The sequence below is a fragment of the Citrobacter sp. MGH104 genome, from assembly GCF_001034485.1.
GTDB classification, from domain to species: domain Bacteria; phylum Pseudomonadota; class Gammaproteobacteria; order Enterobacterales; family Enterobacteriaceae; genus Citrobacter; species Citrobacter freundii.
The window spans coordinates 1,245,023-1,269,285 of sequence record NZ_KQ089818.1; the positions used below are offsets into that span (position 1 = coordinate 1,245,023).

Sequence of the window (24,263 nt, forward strand, 5' to 3'; positions counted from 1 at the left end):
AAAAAAACGCTATAGCCTAACTCGTGCTAAGATAGCGCCTTGCGCCCCGCTGGATGAAATGGGGTGTTTTTCGATTCCAGATTACCTATACTGAGCGGCATTATGACGAAGAAAAAAGCACACAAACCTGGCTCAGCCACAATCGCGCTTAACAAGCGCGCACGACACGAATACTTTATTGAAGAAGAGTTCGAAGCAGGACTCGCTCTGCAAGGTTGGGAAGTCAAATCTCTGCGCGCAGGTAAAGCTAACATCGGCGATAGCTATGTCATCCTTAAAGACGGCGAAGCGTTCCTGTTTGGCGCCAACTTCACGCCAATGGCTGTTGCCTCAACGCATGTGGTATGTGATCCCACCCGTACCCGTAAGCTGTTGTTAAACCAGCGTGAACTCGACTCCCTGTATGGTCGTATGAATCGTGACGGTTATACCGTCGTTGCGCTTTCACTGTACTGGAAAAATGCCTGGTGCAAAGTGAAAATTGGCGTCGCAAAAGGTAAGAAACAGCACGACAAGCGCTCCGATGTGAAAGAACGCGAATGGCAGTTAGATAAAGCGCGTATTATGAAAAATGCTGGTCGCTAAACGCTACTCCTCTGTGACCAGTCTCTCCCCCTGAGACTGGTTCTTATTTTTTAGTTATTGAAACCCACCCAATACATTCATCAAATTTATGGTTTATTTGTGCTGAATCGTTCAGGTATGAAATAAACTGCCATGGCATTACCGTAGCGACCCATAGTCTAATAAAATAAAACTTCAAGACCATATCGCCTATATTTAGGCTTATTTTATAACACTATTATTACTGTTGTTTATTATATCCCCCTCATTTCAATTTAAATAAAAAACATTAAAATACAATAAGTTAACCAAAAACAAATCATTAAATACGCACCGGAAAGTATCCTTTTCAATTAGCCAAATATATTTTTAATATGGATAAGTTGCAGAATACTTTCTTTCTGACTATATCATCTAATACGAAAGAACTATTCTGTCGGCAGGTCCCGAACGTATTTACTAAGTAAACGAGCATCTGCATGACCTAATCAATGTAATTACATGTGTAAATTCATCTTTATGATGAACGGGGCCCCTGTCTGCTCATTTTCCCAGCTCGCTGTTGCGGATTAATACTCCCGACATGCCATCAGGAGTGAACATATGCGTCTACTCGCCGTTGTATCAAAATTAACTGGCGTTTCCACAAATGTTGAATCCTCTGAAGTTACGCTCAGTTCGCCTTCTATCGTGAAACTGTCAGTGTCGCGTGAGGAGGTAAGTCAACTGACACGCGTTAATCAGGATCTGGTTGTCACACTCCGCTCGGGTGAAACCATCACCATTAAAAACTTCTACGTCGGAAAAGGTGATGCGCAAAACCAGCTTGTTCTGGAAGACAGCAATGGCGCGCTGTGGTGGGTTCAGGATACTGATGGAGCGTTCCACTTCCAGCATTTAGACGATCTCACTCCGCTAATGACTGCCGAGGGAAGCCATGAAGGCGGCGCCGTCTGGCCGTGGGTTCTTGGCGGGATCGCGGTTGCTGGCGGAATTGGCCTTGCCGCAGGTGGCGGCGGTGGAGGTGGCGGCGGCGGTGGCGGTGGCGGTGGCGGTGGGAGCGATAACAACGCCGGAAGCGGTAATGGCAACGGTAATGGCAACGGCGATGGTGGTGGAAACGGTAATGGTGTTGGCGATGGCGGCGATCCGCCAACGACAACACCTAACGCACCAGATGTGCCGGTTATTACCAGCGTAATCGATGACCAGGAGCTGATTACTGGTCCTGTTAATCAGCAGGAATCCACCAACGATAATACGCCCACTCTCCAGGGTACCGGCCCCGCAAATGCTACATTGCATATTTTTGATAACGGTGTAGAAATCGGCCAGGTCGCTATCGATGCCAACGGCAACTGGTCGTTTACGCCATCCTCTCCGCTCGCAGACGGTACCCACCAGTTTACCGTCAGTGCATCAGACGGTACGGGCAGCAGCGGCATGTCGGACAGTTGGGAGATTATTGTCGATACGCTTGCCCCCGACGCCCCTGTAGTCACAGAAGTAACTGACGATTCCGGTTCCATTAAAGGCTTGATCGGTAATAACGGCGTAACCGACGATGCCACGCCAACGCTCACAGGCACTGGCGAAGCCGGTTCTTACATCAGCATTTCTGATAACGGCATTCTGATTGGTATGGTCCAGGTGGATGACAATGGCAACTGGACATTTACACCGGACACACCGCTTAGCGACGGTGTTCACAATCTGACGCTGACGCAAACTGACGATGCGGGTAACGTGAGCGCGGAAACGAGCGTACCTACATTCACCATCGATACTACCCCGCCTGAAGGCGCGGTCATTTCCTCCGTTAATCCGGAAGGCACCGAGGTAACCGGTAGTGCAGAGGTAGGAAGCCAGGTCATTATCATCGGTAGTAATAATCAGATTTTGGGTTCAACCACGGTCGGCCAAACCGGCAATTTCGTCATCGCGATTTCACCTTCACAGACGCACGGTGAAGCGCTAATCGCGAAGATTCAGGACCAGGCTGGTAACATCGGGCCAGATACCCCATTCAATGCGACGAACTCGGGCTATCCTGGCGTACCGGTTATCGTCAGCGTGATGGATGACTTCTCCCCATCAACCGGGCCATTGAGCAACAATCAGGCCACCAACGATAATACCCCCACGCTCTCTGGCACTGCCGATGCCAACAGCACGGTGACTATTTACGACAACGGCACAATTATCGACAGCGTACTGGCTGACGGTAACGGTAACTGGACATGGACTTCCAGCTCCCCGTTATCAGATGAGCTACACGTCTTCACCGCCACCGCGACAAACCAGTCAGGTACAGGAGGCATGTCACCAGCGTTCAATATCAACATCGACACCCAGCCACCGTTGCCACCTGATGATCTCAACGTATCTGCGGATGGGACTGTCGTCACCGGAACGACCGAGCCAGGCAATACCGTAGTTATCACCGGCAGTGGCGGAACTCAGATCGGCAGCGGCGTCGCCGGGCCGGATGGCTCATTTACCATCACCATTAACCCACCACAGACCAATGGCGAAACCATTACCGCTATCGCCACCGATCCAGCCGGGAACCTAAGCCCACCAGAAACTGCGCTTGCACCAGACATTACCGCGCCACAGCCCCCAACAAACCTGCTAGTTAATGGCACTGGCGACCAGGTCACCGGCAAGGCCGAACCCAACAGTACGGTCAATATTCTGGATCCGGATGGCAATACCATTGGAACAGCAACTGCCGATACAAATGGGGATTTCACCGCAACGCTGGTTCCGCCACAAACCAACGGCGAGACACTTACGGCAAATGCGACCGACACCGCAGGCAACAAGGGCGACGACGCCTCTGTCAACGCACCGGACACCACCGCACCTGATGCGCCGACAGGCGTCACAGTTGCAGGAAATGGTGGAGCGGTTAGCGGTCACGCCGAAGCCGGAAGTACCGTCACCGTCAAAGACAGCAACGGGGCTCCTATTGGCGTGGGTCAGGCTGACAGCGGCGGCAATTTCACCGTCCAGATCACCCCGTCGAAAATCAACAATGAAACAGTAAACGTCACCGCAACGGACAGCACTGGTAACGAAAGCCTGCCAACTTCGGCTGTTGCCCCGGATCTCACCGCGCCAAACCAACCCGTTATCATTGCCGTCACTGATGACGTCGCCGATATCACAGGCCCCATCAATAACAATGGGTTAACCAACGACGATAAACCGAAAATTGAGGGCAAAGCTGAGGCCGGCTCTCAGGTCAAAATTTACGATAACGGAACTCTGCTTACGACCATTACCGCTGATATCAACGGTAACTGGAACTATACGCCCACCTCAGCATTGGGCCAGGGGGCACATGTATTTACAGTGACGGCAACCGATGCCGCTAATAACACCAGCGCCGCCGCCAGTTGGAAAATCATTGTCGATAGCATCGCGCCGACAGTGCCAGTCATAACGCTGGTTAACGCTGATGTTGGCAGCAGCGCCGGTAACGTAACGAGCAATGCCTGGATTACCAACGACAACACGCCAACCCTCTCAGGTACCGGTGAGCCGGGCTCGCTCGTGAGCCTGTACGATGGCAGTCTGCTGATGACGGTGATGCTTATCGACAGCTCGGGGACCTGGAGCTATACCGTTCCAACCAATCTGGCGCTCAACGATCGCATCCACCAGTTTACGGTATCAGCAACAGATGCAGCCGGTAACGTCATTACCTCGCCCATCGTAGTCAGTGTTACCGTGGATACCCAAGCACCTGGGACCCCCGTGATTTTGACCGCAACCGACGACGTCGGGAATGCACCAACCGATCTGCCCACCGGTAGCCGTTCAAACGATACCCTGCCGCTGCTGAAGGGGACCGGGACCGTCGACTCCACCATCACTATCTATGATGGCGCCACACTTATTGGAACCGCAACGGTCGTGTCCGGGGGCACCTGGAGTTTCCAGGTCACTCAACCGCTGAGTGAAGGTCCACATGCGCTGTCGGCTATCGCAACAGATGCAGCGGGTAACGCCAGCAATGCCGGAAATTTCACTCTGACCATTGATACCACCCCACCAGCGGCTCCGGTGATTATCGCCGGTGAAGGACTCGTGGGCAGCGCCACCGTTGCTCTGGCGAACGGCGGTAGTACGAAAAGTACCGCTCCGGCCCTCTCCGGTACGGGCGAGCCGGGCGCAACCATTACCATTTTTGACAATAACGTCAGTATTGGCACCGCCACCGTTCAACCAAATGGAACCTGGACATTTACCCCAGATCCCGTGCTCATCGAGGGGCCACACAAATTCACCGCCACGGCGACTGACGCTGCAGGTAATACGGGGATCCCATCGGCTAGCTTCACTCTGACGGTAGACAATACGCCTCCCGCGCAGCCTGGCGCCCCTATCATTACTGACGATGTGGCTCCGGTAACGGGCGTGGTCACGAATGGCAACACCAATGACACCACGCCAACCTTTAGCGGTACAGGGAACGTTGGGGATTTGATTACCGTTTATCTGAACGGCACTCCCCCTTTGCAGGGAACAGCAACAGTAGGTGCAGACGGAACCTGGAGCTTTACTCCATCAGCACCGGTTTCCCCTGGTACTTACCAGATAACCCTTACCGCAACCGATCCGGCTGGCAACGTCAGCCAGCCGTCGAATGCCATAACACTGAACATCGACACGACGCCGTCTGCACCTCCGGTGATTATCGCCGCCAATGATAACGTCGGTGGATCGGTAGGCGATCTCTTGCCCAATGCCGTGACCGATGACGCCACGCCAACCATTCGCGGTACTGGCACTGACGGGGACATCATCACCCTGTATAACAGCGGTGTAGTGATCGGTACGGCAACGGTGGCTGGCGGCACCTGGAGTATTACGCCCGGGACTGCGCTGGCAAACGGCAACTACACGCTGACCGCTACCGCAACCGATGCGGCAGGTAACATCAGCAGTAGCTCAAACAGCATTTCGTTTACGGTGAACACCACCCCGCTCACAGCGCCACTCGTGACGAATATCGAAGATAACGTCGGCGTGATTACCGGTTCGCTCACCAGCGGTAGCGTCACGGACGATACCACCCCAACCATTAGCGGGACGGGTACGCCGGGCAGTACGGTGTTAATTTATGACGGTGGCATTCCCATCGCGATAACCACCGTGGGCGCGAATGGCTCCTGGAGCATAGATGTTCCCCTCACGCCCAACATGATTCATACGCTGACTTTCGGCGCACAAGATGCTGCCGGTAATGTGCTGCCGGCAGGAAATCCTGTCACGTTGATTGTTGATACGCTACCTCCTGCAATGCCTATCGTTACCAGCGTTGATCCGAACGGTACGCTGGTTAGCGGTACAGCCGATGCTGGTAGTACCGTGATTATTCGCAGCGGTAGCACCATTCTCGGCCAGGGGGTGGCAGACGGTTCAGGTATCTTCTCTGTCACCATTTCACCAGCGCAAACGGCTGGTCAGGCACTGAATGCCATCGCCCAGGATCCCGCGGGTAACCAGAGCAATCCCACCCCGTTTACCGCTGCCACCTCCAGCATTCCACACCCGCCAACTCTTGAGATCGTGGATGACGTAGCCCCCGGCATGGGCGAAATCGGCAGCGGAAAAACCACCAACGACACTTTACCGCGGTTGCAAGGAACCGCCACGGCTGGGGCTACAGTGACTATCTATCAAAATGGCGCGTCTATCGCCACGGTCACCGCCGATGCGGTTTCCGGCGCCTGGAGTTATCAGTTGCTCACCCCGCTAACTAACGGCACAACCTATAACTTCGCAGTCTCACAAACCGTCAACTTAATACCCAGCGGGCAGTCACCCAATTATGCCATTACCATCGACACCACCGCGCCGCTGGCACCGCTCATCACCAGCATTATCGATGACGTTTCACCCGGCAGTGGGCCGCTGGATAAAGGACAAATTACCAATGACTCACGCCCGACCTTAAACGGAACCGGCGAAGCGGGAGCAACCATCACCCTCTACGATAACGGTATCGCTTATGCCACAACCACGGTAAACAGCAACGGATTCTGGAGCTTTACCCCGACAGACGCGCTGGGAGAAGGCAATCACCTCTTTACCGCTCGCGCAACCGATGCTGCTGGCAACCAAGGCGATGCCTCCGCTGATTTTCTGATCATTGTTGATACTTTAATTCCGAATGCCCCCACCATTGTCACAGTCACAGACAACGTTGGCACCATTCAAAACCTGACGTCCGGACAGTCAACTAACGATAATACCCCAACGCTCACGGGCGTTACCGAGGCAGATTCAATTGTCACCATCCGGGATGGCAGCACAGTGATTGGCACAACCACCAGCGACGCCAGCGGTAACTGGAGCTTTACGCCAGCGCCTGCGCTCAGTGAAGGAAGCCATTCGCTGACAGCCACCGTCACGGATGGTGCGGGCAACATCAGCCCGGCAGCGCCACCGTTCGTCGTAGTTGTCGATACGCTGGCGCCCGCCGCGCCAAGTATTACCTCGGTCATCGACGATCAGCCGGGAAGCACGCTGTTGACCAACGGCCAACTGACCAATGATGCCCAACCAACACTAAGTGGCACGACCGAAGCTAATGCTATTGTCACCATTCGTAGTAACGGAACGATCATTGGCACCGCAAATGCCGATGGCTCCGGTAGCTGGAGCTTCACCCCAACAAACGCGCTGGCGCAGGGGGAAAATATCTTTACGGTGACCGCAACGGATGCGGCGGGCAACACCAGCGGAGCTTCTGCCTCGTTCACCGTTTTGGTCGATTCAGTTGCCCCGTCTGCACCAGTAATTCTGACCGTTCAGGACAATACCGCGCCGACAACCGGGCCAATCTCCAACGGGCAAATCAGTAACGAAAGTCGCCCGGCGCTCAGCGGTACCGGTGAAGTTGGCGCGACCATTACCGTCCTGAGCGATGGTCAGCCCATTGGCACCACCATCGTCGGCGCAGGCGGAACCTGGAATTTTACGCCCTCAACGGCATTGGGTAACGGCCTGCATACTCTGACCGTCACGGCGACAGATAGCGCAGGCAATACCAGTCTGCCTTCAGGCGGCTTTACCTACACCGTCGACACACAAGCACCGGCAGCACCAGTGATTACTCAGGTTGCAGATGATGTCGGCCCGCTGACCGGAAATCTGAACAACGGCCAGGCGACAAACGATGCACGCCCTACCCTCAGCGGTACGGCTGAAGCCAATTCCACGGTGAGAATTTACGATAACGGATCGTTTATCGGTTCAATCACAGCGGATGGTACAGGCGCCTGGAGCTTCACGCCGGGAACAGCGCTTGGCAACGGTAACCACGCGCTGACGGTGACAGCAACCGACGCAGCCGGAAACGTTAGCTCAACGTCCGCTGGATTTAACATCGTTGTTGATACTGTTGCCCCGCTTGCGCCAACGATTATCCAGGCTTTTGATGACGTGGTGCCGGGAACCGGAACGCTGTCGAACGGCGCTTACACCAATGATACTCGCCCCGTACTGAACGGCTCGGCGGAAGCCGGTGCCCGGGTAGCCATCTACGATAATGGCACGCTGCTGGCGACGGTGACAGCGGCAATAGATGGCACCTGGGAATATCTGCCTGCCACACTGGGCAACGGCCCGCATGTCTTTACCGCCATTGCCACGGATGCCGCCGGGAACGTCAGCCCCACCTCAAGCGAATTTATTATCAACGTTGACACGATCGCGCCGTCAGCGCCGCTCCTGACCTCGGTGGTGGATGACGTCGCAGGCGGTGTGTTCAACGCGGGACTTAGCAACGGGCAACTGACTAACGATGCCCGACCAACGCTCAACGGTACCGCCGAAGCAGGCAGCACCGTCAGCATTTATGACGGCAGCACCCTGTTGGGTACCACGCTGGTGCAAAGCAATAACAGTTGGTCGTTTACCCCAACCACGCCGCTGGCAAATGGATCGCACACCTTTACCGTCACCGCCACCGATGCGGCGGGCAACACCAGCGGCGCAACGGCAGGCTTTAGCGTAGTGGTCGACACCACGGCACCAACGCAGCCTTCAATTAGCAGTATTGTTGATGATGTCGGACCAAACACCGGGGTGATTGGCAATAATCAGCCAACCAACGACGCACGCCCAACGTTAAACGGCACCACGGAAGCCAACGCTCGGGTCGATATTTATGATAACGGCACCTTTGTAACCAGCGTAACGGCGGACGGCAGCGGCAGCTGGAATTACACGCCACCTACGGCGTTGGGTCAGGGGACGCATTCCTTCACCATCACAGCAACAGACACCGCAGGTAATACCAGCGGGCTATCATCTGCCTCCGCAATTGTGGTCGATACCGTCGCACCGGGTACTCCAACCGGTCTGGCGGTCAACGCCAACGGCACCACGCTGACCGGCGTTGCCGAAGCGAACAGTACGATAATCATCACCTCCAGCAGCGGAACCGTACTTGGTACCGCAACAGCCAACGCCTCCGGTAATTTCACCTTCACGCTGAGCCCACCGCAAATCAGTGGGCAAACGCTGCTGGTCAGCGCACAGGATGCCGCAGGCAACATCGGCACAGCGGGTAACGTGCTGGCACCGTTTACTGGTGTACCGCCTGCGCCGGTTATTGCCAGCGTATTTGACGACGTGGGCACAATTACAGGTCTGGTCGCGGCAGGTAAAACCACCAATGATACCCGTCCAGCCCTTAGCGGAACGGCGCAGGCTAACGCCATCATCAATCTGTACAACAACGGCGTACTCATGGGTAGTACGACCGCAGATAGTAACGGCCTCTGGAACTTTACCCCATCCGGCGCGCTCAGCGAAGGTAACCACGCGTTTACCGCCACGGCAACAAACGCCAACGGCGTAAGCGGGGTGTCCGGTTCGTTCAGCGTGATTGTGGATACCACGCCGCCGACCGCACCAACGATACTGATCAGCGCCGATGGCGGTACCATCAGCGGCGTCGCCGAAGCGGGAAGCACGGTTACCATCACTCTGCCCGGCGGCACCAGCGTGACGGCAATCGCCAACAGCAGCGGTGTCTACAGCGTCAACCTGCCGGTTCGCCAGATTGAGGGTCAGTCGCTGTCCGCCACGGCGACCGATGCGGCGGGAAATACCTCATTGCCAACAAGCGCTATCGCGCCGGTATTGCCGCTGCTGGCTGAAGACAATGTCACCAGTCTGCCTCTACAAACCGATGTCACCGTCAGCACCGAGCATCAAAGCGATTATGGTTTCCTGTTGGTCAATGCGCTGGGAAATGTCGCCAACGTGCTGGGGAACGATACAGCAAGCGTCAATTTCAGCATCGCTTCTGGCGGCAGCGGATCCATTACAATCAATGCCGCAGCGACCGGCGTGGTGCTGTCGCTGTTAAACACGCTTGAAGTCGTCATCCAGCGCTTTGACACCGCGCTGAATGCCTGGGTAACGGTGGTGGATACCGGGAAACCAGACTTTGCCAGCCTGCTCACCCTGGGTGCCTCGGGCGTAACGCTCAATTACAGCGGACTGACTGGCGGGGATTACCGCGTGGTCAGCTACAACACCAACCTACTGGCGACAGGGGCATACACCAGCCTGGATGTCTCGGTGGTAAAAGCCAGCGCAGGGACCATCACCGGTGGTACTACCGAGTCTGGCAATATCATCACCGATACCGATCCCGCCAATGGGCAGGATAACGCCCCTTCCGGCACGCTGGTCACCACCATCACTGACGGTAACGGCAACGTGGTGAACATCCCGGTGGGCGGCATTGATGTGCAGGGTAAATACGGCACCCTGCATATCAATCAGAATGGTAGCTACACCTATACTCTGACCAATACGTCAATCTCAGTGTATGGACGTTCCGAAAGCTTTACCTACACGCTAACGCATGGCAGCGATCACTCCTCGGCAAAACTGGTGGTCACGCTGGGTCAGGCCCCAACCACCAGCACGGTAACGGCGGCAGACGATGTGGCTGCGCTGACTTACGGGACGCAGGTCATCGCAGTCGACAACCATCCATCACAACAAACCGGCTTCACGCTCGCCAGCGTTGGTTTGGGACAATTGTTGGATGTTAGCCTGGTCAACGGTTTGACCAACCCGATTAAATTCAACGTTGATGACGGCGCGACGCGAACGATCACTGTTCAGGCCAACGTACTTGGCGTAACGCTGGGCGGCTTTGATCTCTATGTCTACCGCTTCAACGAGTCTATTCAGCAGTATGAGCAGTACCGGGTACAGCCGAACTGGGTAACCGCCCTGCTGGGCGGCAGTTCATCGGCGTATACCATTACGCTGCCGGGCGGTGACTATCTGTTCCTGCTTAACGCTTCCGGCGGCCTGACGCTGTTGACCAGCTATACCCTGAATATTCAGGCCGATCACACCTACGCCGTCGACAGTCTGAGTGCAGCAACCAATGGGAATCTGCTGGCCAACGACTCGGCTCCGGCTAATACCGTTATCACCGAAGTTAACGGTGTCACCGTTAACACAACGGGCACTACCACCATTAACGGACAGTACGGCACGCTGACTATTGATGCGAAAGGGAACTACACCTACACGCTGAGAAGCGGACTGGGCGCAGACGGTATCAATACGCCTGACAGCTTCGTGTATAAGGTCAAAGCACCAAACGGCGATATCGGTAGCGCGTCGCTGAACATTACGGCAACCCCACAGGCGCTGGATGCCGTAAACGACATCAGCAGCCAGATGGCGGTCACCACCCAGGCCGATACATCCAGGTCGTTTATCGACAACAGCGTTGGGAACGCCAGCTGGAGCGCCCAACTCCTTTCACCCACCTCACAAAATGGTACTGGCGTCATTGAAGTCGCGACGGGAACGGCGGTGCAAAACGCCATACTGCATTTTAACGTCGCTTCAGGTCTGACGCTGGGCGGACTGACCGTCACCTGGGCGCTGTATGACAGCAACAACGTCAAGATTGCCGGTAACTCATTCAATGGCGGATTGCTGATTGGCGGCAATATTGATATTGCCCTCAGCGGGGTAGTACTGCACCCCGGCAACTATCGCCTCGACTATACCGGCAGCGTCGGGGCTCTGGGGTTGGGGAATATCACCATCACCCCCAGCGTGAAAGGCACGATAATCGACCTGCAAAACTTCGAGACTTCCACAGCGAATAGCGTCACCGGCAATATTTATGACGGAGACCATATTGCCAGCGTGCATACCTTGCTAACGGTGAATGGCACGGGCGGCAGCGCCGCCACGCTGGATCCGCTGAGCAGCACGACCAGCGCCATCATTAACGGGTTGTACGGCAAACTGACCATTGGCATTGATGGTCATTACACCTATGCCCTCAACAGCGATGTCTCGCTCTCCACCATCGTCACCAAAGAGACATTTACCTACACCCTTAACGACCTGAATGGCCATACCGATACCGCTACGCTGACCATCAATATGAATCCGCAAGTGGTGAGTACCGTCGATGCCGATCGCCTGACTGGCAGCGCCTACGGCGATACGCTGATTTATCACCTGCTCAATGCCAACGACGCTACCGGCGGTAACGGAACAGCGGACACCTGGACCAACTTCTCGCTGGCCCAGGGTGACAAAATCGATATCGGTGACCTGCTGGTGGGCTGGAACGGGCAGAACGCGACGCTCGGTAACTACCTCACCGTTACCACCAGCGGTAACAACACGGTTATTGCCATCGACCGTGACGGTACGGGCAACACTTATCACTCAACCAATCTCATCACGCTGGAGAACGTACACACCACGCTCGACGAGCTGGTGCAACAAAATCACATTGTGCCCTGAAGTGAACATATAGCGTTAAAGCGCCATAACTACAGCCCCGGATGCGATGACATCCGGGGCAATAACAGTCGTCGCTGCCGTATTTTGTAAGGGATAATCTATGAGAAATGTCGCGCCTGTTGCCTTACTGCTGGCATTAACGCTCTGTACCCTGCGGGTGAATGCCGAAGATGAACCGCAAATTATTACGCCGGAAGGACTGGCCACTAGCCAGATGCTTCCCTCGCTGGACGGCGCGGTTGCCGATCTGCCGCTAAGTGCCGCCGCTCCCGGTAGCCTGACGCTCAACGACGCGGTGAGTCGTGCCGTGAGCTGGCATCCTTCTATTCGTGAATCCATCGGCAAACTGCTCTCGCAAAACGAGCAAATCGACGTGGCGAAGTCAAAATATTACCCGCAGGTTTCTGCCGGAATGAACAACGGTTACAGCAATACCTACACCGACCACGGCTTCAGCCCGGCGCTGGTGATTTCGGTATCGCAAATGCTGTACGACTTCGGCAAAGTGGCAAGCCAGGTCCGCGCCGAGACCGCCGGAGCCGCACAACAGCAGGCGAATGTGTTACTCAGTATTGATACCATCGCCCACGCCACCGCCAACGCGATAGTCCAGGTGCAGACGTGGCAGCAAATGGTGGACGCCGCCGAAGAGCAGCTCACCGCCTTAAACGGCATTGGTCGACTGACCCGTCAACGCAATGATGAAGGGGCAACCTCGCTGTCAGACGTGGTGCAAACCGATGCGCGTATCGAGTCTGCACGTTCTCAGTTGGCGCAGTATCAGGCCAATCTCGACAGCAGCAAGGCAACGCTGATGAGCTTCCTCGGCTGGAACTCGCTTAACGGCATCAGTAATGAATTCCCGGTCAAACTGGACAGCAGTTGTGATGTGGTCAAACCGGACGATAAACTGGTTCCCGCGGTCCTGGCGGCCTGGGCGCAGGCGAATGTGGCGCAGGCAAATCTCGACTACGCCAACGCGCAGATGACGCCCACCATCTCTCTGGAACCGTCGGTTCAGCACTATCTCAACGACAAATACCCCAGCCATGAGGTACTCGACAAAACCCAGTATTCTGCATGGGTAAAAGTTGAAATGCCGCTGTATCAGGGGGGCGGACTCACCGCCAGACGCAACGCCGCCAGCCATGCGGTAGAATCTGCACAATACTCCATCCAGCGCACCCGACTCGAAGTACGGCAGAAATTACTGGAGTCCCGCAGCCAGGCGATGAGCCTCGCCACCGCCCTGCAGATTCTGCGTCGCCAACAGCGGCTGAGCGAACAAACGCGCGAGCTTTATCAACAGCAATATCTGGACCTTGGCTCGCGCCCGCTGCTCGACGTGCTTAACGCCGAGCAAGAGGTGTATCAGGCCCGTTTTGCTGAACTCCAGACTCAAAACCAGCTGCGCCAGCTCCAGTTGAACTGTCTCTATAACACCGGCTCGCTTCGTCAGGCGTTCGCCTTAAATAATCGCAGCATTCAATCGGTGGAGATCAAGCTATGAGCGACCTCGATTCACATGCGGATGATGTAATTGGCGAACACGCCCTGAGCCAGTGGGCGCAGGCGATGACGCATATTGCCAATCACTATCGCGTGGCCTGTTCTCCCGGCGCAATCCAGGCCAACGCCCCATGGTTTGCGGGAAAAAGCCGGGCCACAGCCCTGTCGCAACTGGCGCGTCAGGCGGGACTCTCATTTCATGCACTGAATACCGCCGCGCAGGCGTTCGGTCAATGGCGCCTGCCGGTGGTGGCGGAATTGCGCGACGGCCAACTGATGGTAATAGAACATTTCAACGGCGAAGATACGTTAGATGTTTTCATCATCGCCGAAGAGGGCCAGCGTAACAGGTTAACGATTGCAGAACTTCTGCCGGAGATCGTGAGCATTACCGCGCTGCGCCCGCTGTCGGCGCTGAAGGACAGTCGGGTAGACCGCTATATTTCGCGCTTCAAGCCCGACTGGATGCGCGAACTGGTGTTAAAGGACATCCGCCCTTACCTGCCGGTCATGATTGCCGCCTTTCTGATTAACGTCCTGTCGCTCGCCGGGATTATCTTTTCCATGCAGGTCTATGACCGGGTGATCCCCGCCCAGTCTTATCCAACGCTGTATGTTCTCTCTACCGGTGTTCTGGTGGCGGTGCTGTTTGGCTTTTTGCTGCGCGAAGCGCGTACCCACATAATGGATCTGCTCGGCAAACGCGCCGATATGCGCATTTCCGATCGCGTGTTTAGCCACGCATTGCGGCTGCGCAACAGCGCCGTCCCCCGCTCGACGGGGAGCTTTATTTCTCAACTGCGCGAGCTGGAACAAGTTCGCGAGATGATCACCTCCTCAACCATGTCGACCATTGTCGATCTGCCGTTTTTCTTTCTGTTTATCGTGGTGCTGGCCTGTATTGCCCCACCATTGGCGTGGATAGCCCCCGTCGCGGCCCTGTTGATGATCCTGCCTGGCTTGCTGTTACAGAAGAAGCTGGCGGTGCTCGCCAACCAGGCTGCCCATGAATCCACCCTGCGCAACGCGGTGCTGGTCGAAAGCGTCCAGGGGCTGGAAGACATCAAGCTGATGCAGGCGGAAAACCGCTTTTTACAGCAGTGGAACAGCTATATCCGTATTACCGGAGAGTCAGGGCTACGCACGCGTAAGCTGACTCAAGGGCTGATTGGCTGGGGCATGTCGGTACAAAGCCTGGTCTACGCCGCCATCATTATGTTTGGCGCGCCAATGGTCATTGAAGGCACGATGACCACCGGCGCCGTGGTGGCGGCTTCAATGCTCGGTTCCAGAATGATTGCCCCGATGGCTAATCTGTGCGGCGTGCTGGCCCGCTGGCAACAGGTCAAGGCGGCGAAGATGGGATTAGACAACATCATGCAGCTTCCCACCGAAACGCAGTATGACGAAGACCGGGTGCATCAGGAGATTTTTCACGGCCATTATCTGTTTGAGAACGCACACTTTCGCTACCACAGTGACGATCAGCGCGTTCCACTACGGATCTCGCGCCTGGAGGTCATGCCCGGCGAACGGGTGGCGATCCTCGGACGTAACGGTGCCGGAAAATCAACGCTGCTACAGGCCATGGCCGGCGGCGTTGAGATTATCCAGGGCGATGTACGGCTCGATAACCTGAGTCTGGCGCAAATCGATATGGCCGATTTACGCCGCAACATCGGTTTTCTCAGCCAGAATGCGCGACTGTTTTTCGGCACCCTACGCGAGAACCTGACCCTCGGTGCGCCGCACGCCAGCGACGCGCAGATCTTCGAAGCGCTGGAGGTCAGCGGCGCGGCTGCTTTCGTTAAACAGCTCGCCAAAGGGCTGGCGCATCCCATTATGGAAGGCGGCAACGGTTTGTCCGGTGGACAACGGCAGTCGATCCTGCTGGCTAGAATGCTGCTGCGATCGCCCAATATCGTGCTGCTCGATGAACCCAGCGCCTCGCTGGATGAACATACCGAGCGGGAATTTATTCAGCGCCTCAACCAGTGGTTGGGTAACCGCACATTGATTGTCGCCACCCATCGCGTACCGGTTCTGGAACTGGTCGAACGCGTGGTGGTGTTGAAAGAAGGTCAACTGGTCATGGATGCCCCGAAAGCGCAGGCGTTGAATGCGAGCCGGGCACCTGCCCCTACCCACGGTCGGGAGTGGAAAAATGAAAACCAATCCGCATGATGCCGCCATGGACGACCTCGATATCCGCCGCGAGCACCGTTTTTCCGGGGCCAGCCGCATTATTCTGCTCAGCACGCTGTTGTTTGCCGTCCTGGGTATCTGGGCATATTTCGGTAAGCTGGATGAAGTCTCAACCGGCAGCGGGAAAGTGATCCCCAGCTCGCGTGAACAAGTCTTGCAATCACTGGATGGTGGTATTCTCGCGGAACTGACGGTCCGCGAGGGAGATAAAGTCCAGGCTAATCAAATTGTTGCTCGTCTCGACCCCACCCGTTCAGAGTCCAACGTTGGGGAGAGCGCCGCCCGTTATCGCGCCTCACTGGCCTCCAGCGCAAGGCTCAATGCCGAAGTTAACGATCTGCCGCTGGTCTTTCCCGATTCGCTGCGCGCCTGGCCGGATCTCATCGCCTCCGAAACTCGCCTGTATAAAAGCCGCCGCGCGCAGCTTGCGGATTCAATGGCGGAACTGCAGGATGCGCTGGTCTCGGTAAATAAAGAATTGGCCATTACTCAGCGACTGGAGAAAAGCGGTGCCGCCAGCCACGTAGAAGTGCTGCGCCTGCAACGCCAAAAAAGCGATCTGGGATTAAAAATCACCGACCTGCGCTCACAATATTTCGTGCAGGCGCGGGAAGCGCTGTCAAAAGCTAACGCCGAAGTGGATATGCTGGCGGCTATTTTAAAAGGACGCGAGGATTCCGTGACCCGCCTGACCGTACGCGCGCCGATGCGCGGTATTGTGAAAAATATCCAGGTCACCACCATTGGCGGCGTTATCCCGCCCAACGGCGAGATGATGGAGATTGTACCGCTGGACGATCATCTGCTGATAGAAACCCGCCTGTCGCCGCGTGATATCGCGTTCATCCATCCCGGCCAGCGGGCGCTGGTGAAGATAACCGCCTATGACTACGCCATTTACGGCGGCCTGGAAGGCGTAGTCGAAACCATCTCACCGGACACCATTCAGGATAAAGTGAAACCGGAAATCTTCTATTACCGCGTGTTTATCCGCACCCATCAGGACTTCTTACAGAACAAACTGGGACGCCATTTCTCCATCGTACCGGGCATGATTGCCACGGTGGATATAAAAACAGGTGAAAAAACCATCGTCGACTATTTAATCAAACCGTTTAATCGTGCAAAAGAAGCGCTGCGCGAGCGGTAAATCCTTGAGGATTAGGGGTTGCGGGGGCTGGTCACGCGTGTCACAAGTCTGTTATACTTGCTCTAACACATTGGGGCTGATTCTGGATTCGACGGGATTCGCGAAACCCAAGGTGCATGCCGAGGGGCGGTTGGCCTCGTAAAAAGCCGCAAAAAAATAGTCGCAAACGACGAAAACTACGCTTTAGCAGCTTAATAACCTGCTCTGAGCCCTCTCTCCCTAGCTTCCGCTCTTAAGACGGGGATCAAAGAGAGGTCAAACCCAAAAGAGATCGCGTGGATGCCCTGCCTGGGGTTGAAGCGTTAAATCTAATCAGGCTAGTCTGGTAGTGGCGTGTCTGTCCGCAGGTGCCAGGCGAATGTAAAGACTGACTAAGCATGTAGTGCCGAGGATGTAGGAATTTCGGACGCGGGTTCAACTCCCGCCAGCTCCACCAAATAAAACAAGGGGTTACGTGAAAACGTAACCCCTTTTTGTTTGGCTGTGGCGGCAAAATGGCGGCAGCCAATTTGCCCACCGTTCATAACGTCTTAGCCGTTTGTGTAATAAAGGTGATTCACATGGAAGAAATTCACTTTGTTTACATCAATGCGAATGCGCGCATTGGTGCCCATTCAATAAGCAGTGTTAGCCACAGCGATAACCACATTCAGGGTATATGCCAATCAGCCCATTCAATAAGAACTTTTCGTAAAGATAGAATACTTCAAGAATGCACATCTGCTGATGAAGCACAGCAAGCCTGTCAGTCCTTCCTACCAGAAAATTACATCCATCTAACCAAGGCGACCAAGCCCAAAACCCTAACTTTTGACGTCTGTTTTACAGGTTTCAAAAAGGCAGATAAAGAGCGTTTGATTGAAGTTGCCGAGGCGCACAGCATGACAGTGAGAAGTTCCGTTACTCAAAATCTGCAGATGCTCTGTTGCGGATACAATGCCGGTCCTTCCAAAGTAAATGCTGCACGCATGAAGGGTACGATCATCATTGATGAAGAAAGTTTTGTTCATTTTATAGAAACGGGTGAAATTCCTGACGCATAAAAAACCTGCCGCAGCAGGTTCTTGTTTTAAAAATTCATGTGCCCTTGACCACCCGGCGTAGGGTGCGGCGGGGCATTATTGATTATTGTCGGGGTAACGATAAATCGTACAACCGTTTCATGGGTGACAAATGTGCTGCCGCAATTAATGTTCTGGCACTGGCAGTAACGCTCCTTCGTGCTATCAGTAACCTGAAAGCTGCTCCGGGTGTGCGCCGCATGTCCACACTTTGGGCAATTCATCATTTTTTTATTCTCCGCCACCATTAAAATCTCAATAATGATACACAAAGAATCAATATTGAGAACTTATTTATTCCATTTCTAAATCATCAATCTTTACTTCAAGCTCCATGCTGGTCGTAAATCCATTATCCGGGCTGACAGAATGCGTAAGGGTGGTAATGGTCCATTCTGCATCATCGATCGGAAGCTTAAACCCCGTAACCTTCACCGGCATTTCCGTATAGAGATCAGCCCGCCCCTCAGCGAGCTGCAGGGAAAATGAAGCAACCCCACGCTGCAGACGTTCCCACTGCATTTTTGCTGCACGCTCTGCATTGCTCCGGTTGGCGTAGGTACGATTAAGAACCAGCACGTTTTCATCCGTTCCCACCAGATAATCGCCCTGTTTTGCTTCCGGCTCTTTGGGTGTGGTGGTTTTCTTTCGACGACGCTTAACACTGGTTGTCTCTTTTTTCCTGGGTTCACGCGTATGCAACCAGCTGGCAATAACGCCGGTATAGGCACCACGATCAGCAAGGGTGAACCGATGACCGTCACCGGCTTTGCGCGTGATGGTGATAACCGGCAGCGGCTTGCCGCTCGCCGTTCTTCCCTGTCCCTGCCGGATAAACAGCAGATTCCCGTCCTTAACGGAAGCAATCGCCCCATACTGTCTCGCCAGTTTCATCAGAAAACTTGCATCGCTTTCATTGGTCTGGTCCAGATGATCCAGCGCCTTATCCGTCAGGTCTTTACCCAGCGCCATTTTGAGGTTATGCCGGGCGGCTATTTCCTTTACCACCTCCCCCACCGTTGTCTGATGCCATGATTTTTCGCGCCGTGTATTGAGGGTTTCACGGAAATCTGCGCTACGCGCCCGGATGGTCAGCCGGTCAGGGGCACCGCTGTGTTCAATTTCATCCACAGTAAAAGCCCCTTTAGGGAAAAGCGGCTGGCCTTTCCAGCCCAGCGCCAGCTGAATCACTGCCCCACGTCGCGGCAGGGCGATCAGCCCGTCGGCGTCGTCCAGCTCCAGATCAAGCTGGTCCGCTTCAAAGCCCCGGTTATCCGTCAGCGTCAGACTCATCAGGCGGGTATCCAGCACGGTCGTCACGTCCTTACCTTCAATGACGATACTGAAAGCCGGGCTTTTGCTGTTCAGATTCAGAAGATCAGAATTAACGTTCACTGCAGCAATCCTCCTACCGTGTTCTTAATCCCCCCAATCGCAGAGGCAGCAGAGTCCTGCAGGTTGCTGAGCTGGTCACTCAGGCTCCCGAACATGTCAGACAGCGATTCATCAACCCGTTTGAGGGTGATCGTAAACTCAATGCGCCGGGGCATTCCGCCTGCAAAAAACTCCGTCTTTGTCTGGCTCAGACTTTCAATAACAAACATGCCGTAAATGGTTCCGCTGCCTTCAATCAAAGGCCACGCTTTGCCCTGCTCTGCCATCAACTCCAGCGCCAGCAATGACAGCCTGCCTCCGGTCACTTCCGGCAGCAGAACCCCGGACAGTGTCAGTGAATCATTATCCGGGCCAAGAAACTGCGTTGACGGGCGGCGGTTCACCCGGCTGTTGGCTGCATGTCGCCAGCTGCGCTGATACTGCAACTCCTGATAAGGGACAGTGCGCAACATAAATACATATAAACCCAGCACCATCATCATGATTCATACCCCCCCTGATCGCTGAAATTGCTGCGTGCTTTTGCCCTGGCCCTGCGTTCCCGCTCGTCAAGCTGGCGTGCCACTTCACGGGCAATATCCTGCGCACTCTGTCCCGGCTGCGCGACGATATGAATGGGCGCATTTATCTCATAACGAATAACTGACGGCGGGCTGTCAGCCTTCACTGGCTGCGTCTGGTATGCCCTCACAGGCAGACTGAACGGATGAAGCGGAGCCACTTCTGCAGGTGTCGCAGCTACCCCCATCACGCCAGCAACGACAGAGGCAAGCGCAGCAGTACGCCGCCTGCTGGTGACATTTGCCGGTCCGTTCACAATTTCAGGGCCATTTTCTCCAACAATGCCAAACTGCCCGCGTGGAATGATCCCGCCCGTGTCGTACATCCCTGCGTAAGCCGGGAACCCGCCTGGCGGCAGCACCACTTTGCCGTCACTGTTCACTGTGGCGGATTGCTGCTGCGTGACCTGCGCAGGCAGTTTCGCCTTTGCCGCCTCCTTACTGACAATACCGAGCTTTTCCAGCAGCCATGACACACCGGATTTAAGAGACTCCAGCGGGTGCATCACCCTATTCAGACCTTCCGCCAGCGCCTCACCAAACCGGCGCCCCATTGCTGCTGCGCTGTTCAGTTCTTCGGAAGTGGATTTAACCGGCGTAAGTAAATCACTGAACCAGCCCCACAAGGCCTGCACCCTGTCACCAATCCACTGGAACATGGGCCTGAGCGGCTCAAAGGCGGCGCTGATGGGCGCAGCAGCGGCTTTGAACCCTTCCACCACGCCCCCCAGAAATGCACTGATGGGCTCCCAGTATTTCCACACAACCAGCGCCACACCAGCCAGCGCAGCCACAACCAGCCCTATCGGACTGAGCAGCGCACCCAGCATACCGGAAAGACCAGACAGCGCGCCGCGAAGTAATGCCAGCGGACCAGAAACAAGAAAACGCAATACGCCACCGACAGCTGTCAGCCCACCCCGCAACGCCCCCAGCGGGTTCATCACCATACCGATAACATTACGGATACCTGACATACCGACACGGAACACGGCAAGCGGCGCACCTGCCACCGTTTTCAGTGCATTACCCGCTATTCCAGCTGAGCGACGCAGGGAATTAAGCGGGGCACTCAGCAACCCGACACTGCCACCGGATGACGCCATACCCCGACGCAACAGGGAAAGTGGCGCACCTGCCAGCCATGACAGGGCACCGCCAGTACGTGTTACCGCTGCAGCAACGGAAGGTAATGTTTTTACACCCAGCACAGACAGGCCAAACCGAATCACCGCAATCGGCCCCAGCACAGCAGCCACTGCCACGGCAAGTGTACCCAGCCCGACAGTGACAGCCGCCGTAGCCGCCGCCACTTTCATCAGCGTGCCAGCCAGCACGGGGTTCTGCTCCACCCAGCGACGCAGCGCCCCGGTCACGCCCTTAACCATGCCCATAATATCCATCAGCGGCTGACGCAATGTTTCCCCCAGACTGCTGAAAGCGTTCTGCGCGCCAGTCTTAACCAGCAACCACTGCGCAGACAATGAATCCTTGTTAATGTCGGATTCTTTCTGCATGGAGCCATTAGCACCACTGCCTGATGTGAGTTTCAGCTGACGCTGCAGCTCCGGCAGGTTGTTAGCCAGCTTTGCCGCATCATCGCCAAACTCTTTACCAAAAATCATTGTCATGGCTGACAGGCGTTTATCCTGCGGCAGATTGTTGACCTTCTCCAGAACCCGCTGAATGGTGCCCATGGCATCGGTGGTCATCTGCTTTTCAATCTCCGCAGGATTGAGTTTCAGCAGGTTCATACCTTCAAAGAAGCGTTTACTTTGCATGGTGGCAATGGACAGTTCACGCACCATGGCATTAGAGGCACTGGCGGCAATTTCCGGGGCAGCCCCAAGAGAAAGGAATGTTGAACCCAGCGCAGCAGCCTTTCGGAAGTCAAGGCGGTCAGCCACGCCCCCCATACGCTGCAGGACGTTAATAATGTCCCCACCCTTTGACATGGCGTTATCGTCCAGGTAGTTCAGCGCATCGCCCAGTTGTTCAATATTACGCGTCGGCACTTTATAGAGCTGCGCGATTTTCCCCAGCCCTTCCGCCAGCTCATCGGCGGGCAACTCAAAGGCCGTTGCTGCTTTTGCCGCCGTGGATGCAAAGGCCAGCAGGTCACGTTTCTGGTCTTCGTAAGGATCGTCCTGGCTGGTCACGCCCATGCGCGCGCCGCCTTCAACCAGCGCGGCATAGTCTATAGCACCATTCTCCATCGGCAGCTGCTCACTGGCAGCCTTAATGGCATCCTGCATGTCATAAAACTGTTTTGTACGGTTGCCGTTATCGTCACGAAGCCCGTTTACCTGCTTTGCCACGCCTTTCATGGCATCTTCCATACTGGCATAGCTCTTAACTGCAGCCATAACCGGCGCGCCCATTGCCAGCCCCGCTGCCGTGGTGGTGGCCCCGGCTCCTGCAATGCGATCCCTTACCTCAAGACTCCTGGAGTATGTCGCACGGGCGGCGTGCATTTTTCGCTGTTGCTCCCCGACACGTCGTAACCTTGCTTCCTGTTCAGAAAGCTGCCTGTTATAACGCATTGTTTCACGGGTAATGCGGGCCGTCGCGCTGGCACCATCACTGGCTGAAATACCGGCACGATAAAGCTCTGCACGCACAAGTTCAGTCTGCTGCTGCAGCTTTTTCTGCCGTTCTTCCAGACGCTGAACAGCCAGCTGTTGGCGGCCCAAAGCAACAACCTGCCGTTGAGAAGGCGGCCCCATCGCACCCAGCTCATGACTGAGTAAATTTGCACGCTGGCGGGCATAGTTCAGCCGGTCGCCCAGTTTCTGATTTTCTGCCTGTAGCTTTCGGAAGCTGTCCAGACTGCTCCCGGCCTGATCAAGCTGCTTTATTGCATCGCGGGATTTTTTGACAGCAGCAGCCAGCTCTTTTGAGCTGGCCTGCGCGGATCGAAATGGGCGGGTGAGCTTGTCAACCGCATTCAGAATCACCTGCAGACGCAGGCTAATGTCACTCATCGCTGGCCCCGCTTCTCTGAATCGCTTTGTGCCGCCATTCCAGCACCTCAGTCAGCGGCATAACGTCAGTGATGGACGGCGACCAGTGAAAGATGGTGGCGATATCCGCCACCAGGTCATCAATCGTCAGGCTGTCGGTAAACCGGCAAGCACCGACTTCTTCAACAAAAAAGTCACCACCTCTACCGACAGTGCGGTGAGATCGGCGGGGTCCAGTTCAGCCATTTCCTGTGCGGTCAGCGTCGGCGTGGAAATACGCGGGATCACTGTCATCATGGCCCCCACGTCCATATCCATAATGGCCTGCAGGCGGGTGCCGCGCAGCGCACCGGACTGCGGCTTACGCAGCACAATTTCGGTGATTTGGGTTTTACCGCGCATGATGGGGGTATCCAGTTTTACGGTCTTTTCAGTCAGCTTGTCGCTCATGTTCGTTTCCTGTTAATGAACTACTGGCGCGGCTGCCCGCGCCGTTAAGGTTAATCAGAGGCCGAGGGCGTTACGGTGTTCTTCCATCAGGTCCACGCCGTCAACGATTTCAACCATGTTGACCAGATCGACCTCATAGAGCACCTCACCGTTAATGGTCAGCTTCGCGTAGCTGTTGGTGCTGCTGACCTTGGTGGTACTGCTCTCGCCGGTTTTCCACTCGCCGGAATCCACTTCTTTATGACGCCCGCGCACAACCAGCTCAACGGCCTGCACTTCGCCGGTATCGTCACGCTGAATGGAACCGGTGAAACGCAGCTGGATACCGTCAACGGTGGCCTTGCCCATCTGCTTGAATAACAGCAGTTCGGTGCCGCCGATTGAAAATTCCGTGTCCAGTGCGCCGTCATCCAGCCCCATGTCCACGTCCACCGAGCCCGGCATACCGCCGCCGCGATACTTCTCAAACTTGCGGGTGAATTTCGGCAGGGTCAGGGACTCAACGATCCCCTGCCAGTTGTTGCCGTCGTTGAACAGGTTCAGGTGTTTTAACTTGCGTGGTAAAGCCATGTATCCC

13 protein-coding genes and 1 other RNA gene are annotated in these 24,263 nt (G+C 55.4%); 7 read left to right on the forward strand and 7 right to left on the reverse strand.

Translation table 11 applies throughout. The features are described from left to right. Nucleotides 1–102 precede the first annotated feature (102 nt). From smpB to SK34_RS05840, 7 genes are all read left to right on the forward strand, one after another. Nucleotides 103–585: an SsrA-binding protein SmpB gene (gene smpB / locus SK34_RS05815; RefSeq protein ID WP_003031211.1), complete on the forward strand. Its 483-nt coding sequence runs from the start codon at nt 103–105 to the stop codon at nt 583–585. Between the two features lie 582 nt (nt 586–1,167). Beyond that, entirely contained in the window at nt 1,168–12,393 is an 11,226-nt protein-coding gene (locus SK34_RS05820; protein WP_048232579.1) for a BapA/Bap/LapF family large adhesin, read from the forward strand. Nucleotides 12,394–12,493: 100 nt separating this feature from the next. Then, complete coding sequence (locus tag SK34_RS05825; RefSeq protein WP_003845860.1) at nt 12,494–13,903, forward strand: TolC family outer membrane protein; 1,410 nt, start codon at nt 12,494–12,496, stop codon at nt 13,901–13,903. Next, a complete protein-coding gene (locus SK34_RS05830; protein ID WP_048232581.1) occupies nt 13,900–16,086 on the forward strand; it encodes a type I secretion system permease/ATPase in 2,187 nt (728 codons plus the stop codon). Before SK34_RS05825 ends, SK34_RS05830 begins: the two co-directional genes overlap by 4 nt. Before the next feature lie 7 nt (nt 16,087–16,093). After that, entirely contained in the window at nt 16,094–17,257 is a 1,164-nt protein-coding gene (locus tag SK34_RS05835) for a beta-barrel domain-containing protein (RefSeq protein WP_085951585.1), read from the forward strand. A 72-nt stretch (nt 17,258–17,329) separates the two neighbouring features. Next, nucleotides 17,330–17,693, forward strand: a transfer-messenger RNA (tmRNA) gene (gene ssrA / locus SK34_RS23490). A 124-nt stretch (nt 17,694–17,817) separates the two neighbouring features. After that, nucleotides 17,818–18,300 (forward strand): BRCT domain-containing protein, encoded by a 483-nt coding sequence (locus SK34_RS05840; protein WP_048233771.1) that lies wholly within the window; start codon nt 17,818–17,820, stop codon nt 18,298–18,300. Between the two features lie 26 nt (nt 18,301–18,326). On the opposite strand, the gene SK34_RS23495 is transcribed toward SK34_RS05840, so the two are convergent. From SK34_RS23495 to SK34_RS05870, 7 genes are all read right to left on the reverse strand, one after another. Then, nucleotides 18,327–18,545, reverse strand: coding sequence for an ogr/Delta-like zinc finger family protein (locus tag SK34_RS23495; protein ID WP_023184674.1), 219 nt, complete (start codon nt 18,543–18,545; stop codon nt 18,327–18,329). A gap of 67 nt (nt 18,546–18,612) precedes the next feature. After that, nucleotides 18,613–19,713, reverse strand: a complete 1,101-nt coding sequence (locus SK34_RS05845; protein WP_048232583.1) for a phage late control D family protein — start codon at nt 19,711–19,713, stop codon at nt 18,613–18,615. Further along, on the reverse strand, nt 19,710–20,195 hold the full coding sequence (locus tag SK34_RS05850; protein WP_048232585.1) for a phage tail protein: 486 nt from the start codon (nt 20,193–20,195) through the stop codon (nt 19,710–19,712). Before SK34_RS05850 ends, SK34_RS05845 begins: the two co-directional genes overlap by 4 nt. Beyond that, nucleotides 20,192–23,257, reverse strand: coding sequence for a phage tail tape measure protein (locus tag SK34_RS05855; RefSeq protein WP_048232587.1), 3,066 nt, complete (start codon nt 23,255–23,257; stop codon nt 20,192–20,194). Before SK34_RS05855 ends, SK34_RS05850 begins: the two co-directional genes overlap by 4 nt. After that, the gene (locus tag SK34_RS05860; protein ID WP_001397628.1) at nt 23,250–23,369 is read right to left on the reverse strand and encodes a GpE family phage tail protein; all 120 of its coding nucleotides are present in this window, start codon (nt 23,367–23,369) and stop codon (nt 23,250–23,252) included. The genes SK34_RS05855 and SK34_RS05860 overlap by 8 nt, the downstream gene beginning before the upstream one ends. Nucleotides 23,370–23,383: 14 nt before the next feature. Next, nucleotides 23,384–23,686, reverse strand: coding sequence for a phage tail assembly protein (locus SK34_RS05865; RefSeq protein ID WP_048232589.1), 303 nt, complete (start codon nt 23,684–23,686; stop codon nt 23,384–23,386). A 54-nt stretch (nt 23,687–23,740) separates the two neighbouring features. Continuing rightward, complete coding sequence (locus SK34_RS05870; protein WP_048232590.1) at nt 23,741–24,256, reverse strand: phage major tail tube protein; 516 nt, start codon at nt 24,254–24,256, stop codon at nt 23,741–23,743. Between the last annotated feature and the right edge of the window lie 7 nt (nt 24,257–24,263).

Bases quoted from the DNA above. Each gene is read 5' to 3' on its own strand.
- SK34_RS05855 (WP_048232587.1), bottom strand. From the start codon at position 23,257: ATGAGTGACATTAGCCTGCGTCTGCAGGTGATTCTGAATGCGGTTGAC.
- SK34_RS23495 (WP_023184674.1), bottom strand. From the start codon at position 18,545: ATGATGAATTGCCCAAAGTGTGGACATGCGGCGCACACCCGGAGCAGC.
- SK34_RS05870 (WP_048232590.1), bottom strand. From the start codon at position 24,256: ATGGCTTTACCACGCAAGTTAAAACACCTGAACCTGTTCAACGACGGC.
- SK34_RS05865 (WP_048232589.1), bottom strand. From the start codon at position 23,686: ATGAGCGACAAGCTGACTGAAAAGACCGTAAAACTGGATACCCCCATC.
- SK34_RS05835 (WP_085951585.1), top strand. From the start codon at position 16,094: ATGGACGACCTCGATATCCGCCGCGAGCACCGTTTTTCCGGGGCCAGC.
- SK34_RS05850 (WP_048232585.1), bottom strand. From the start codon at position 20,195: ATGATGATGGTGCTGGGTTTATATGTATTTATGTTGCGCACTGTCCCT.
- SK34_RS05830 (WP_048232581.1), top strand. From the start codon at position 13,900: ATGAGCGACCTCGATTCACATGCGGATGATGTAATTGGCGAACACGCC.
- SK34_RS05820 (WP_048232579.1), top strand. From the start codon at position 1,168: ATGCGTCTACTCGCCGTTGTATCAAAATTAACTGGCGTTTCCACAAAT.
- SK34_RS05825 (WP_003845860.1), top strand. From the start codon at position 12,494: ATGAGAAATGTCGCGCCTGTTGCCTTACTGCTGGCATTAACGCTCTGT.
- smpB (WP_003031211.1), top strand. From the start codon at position 103: ATGACGAAGAAAAAAGCACACAAACCTGGCTCAGCCACAATCGCGCTT.
- SK34_RS05840 (WP_048233771.1), top strand. From the start codon at position 17,818: ATGGAAGAAATTCACTTTGTTTACATCAATGCGAATGCGCGCATTGGT.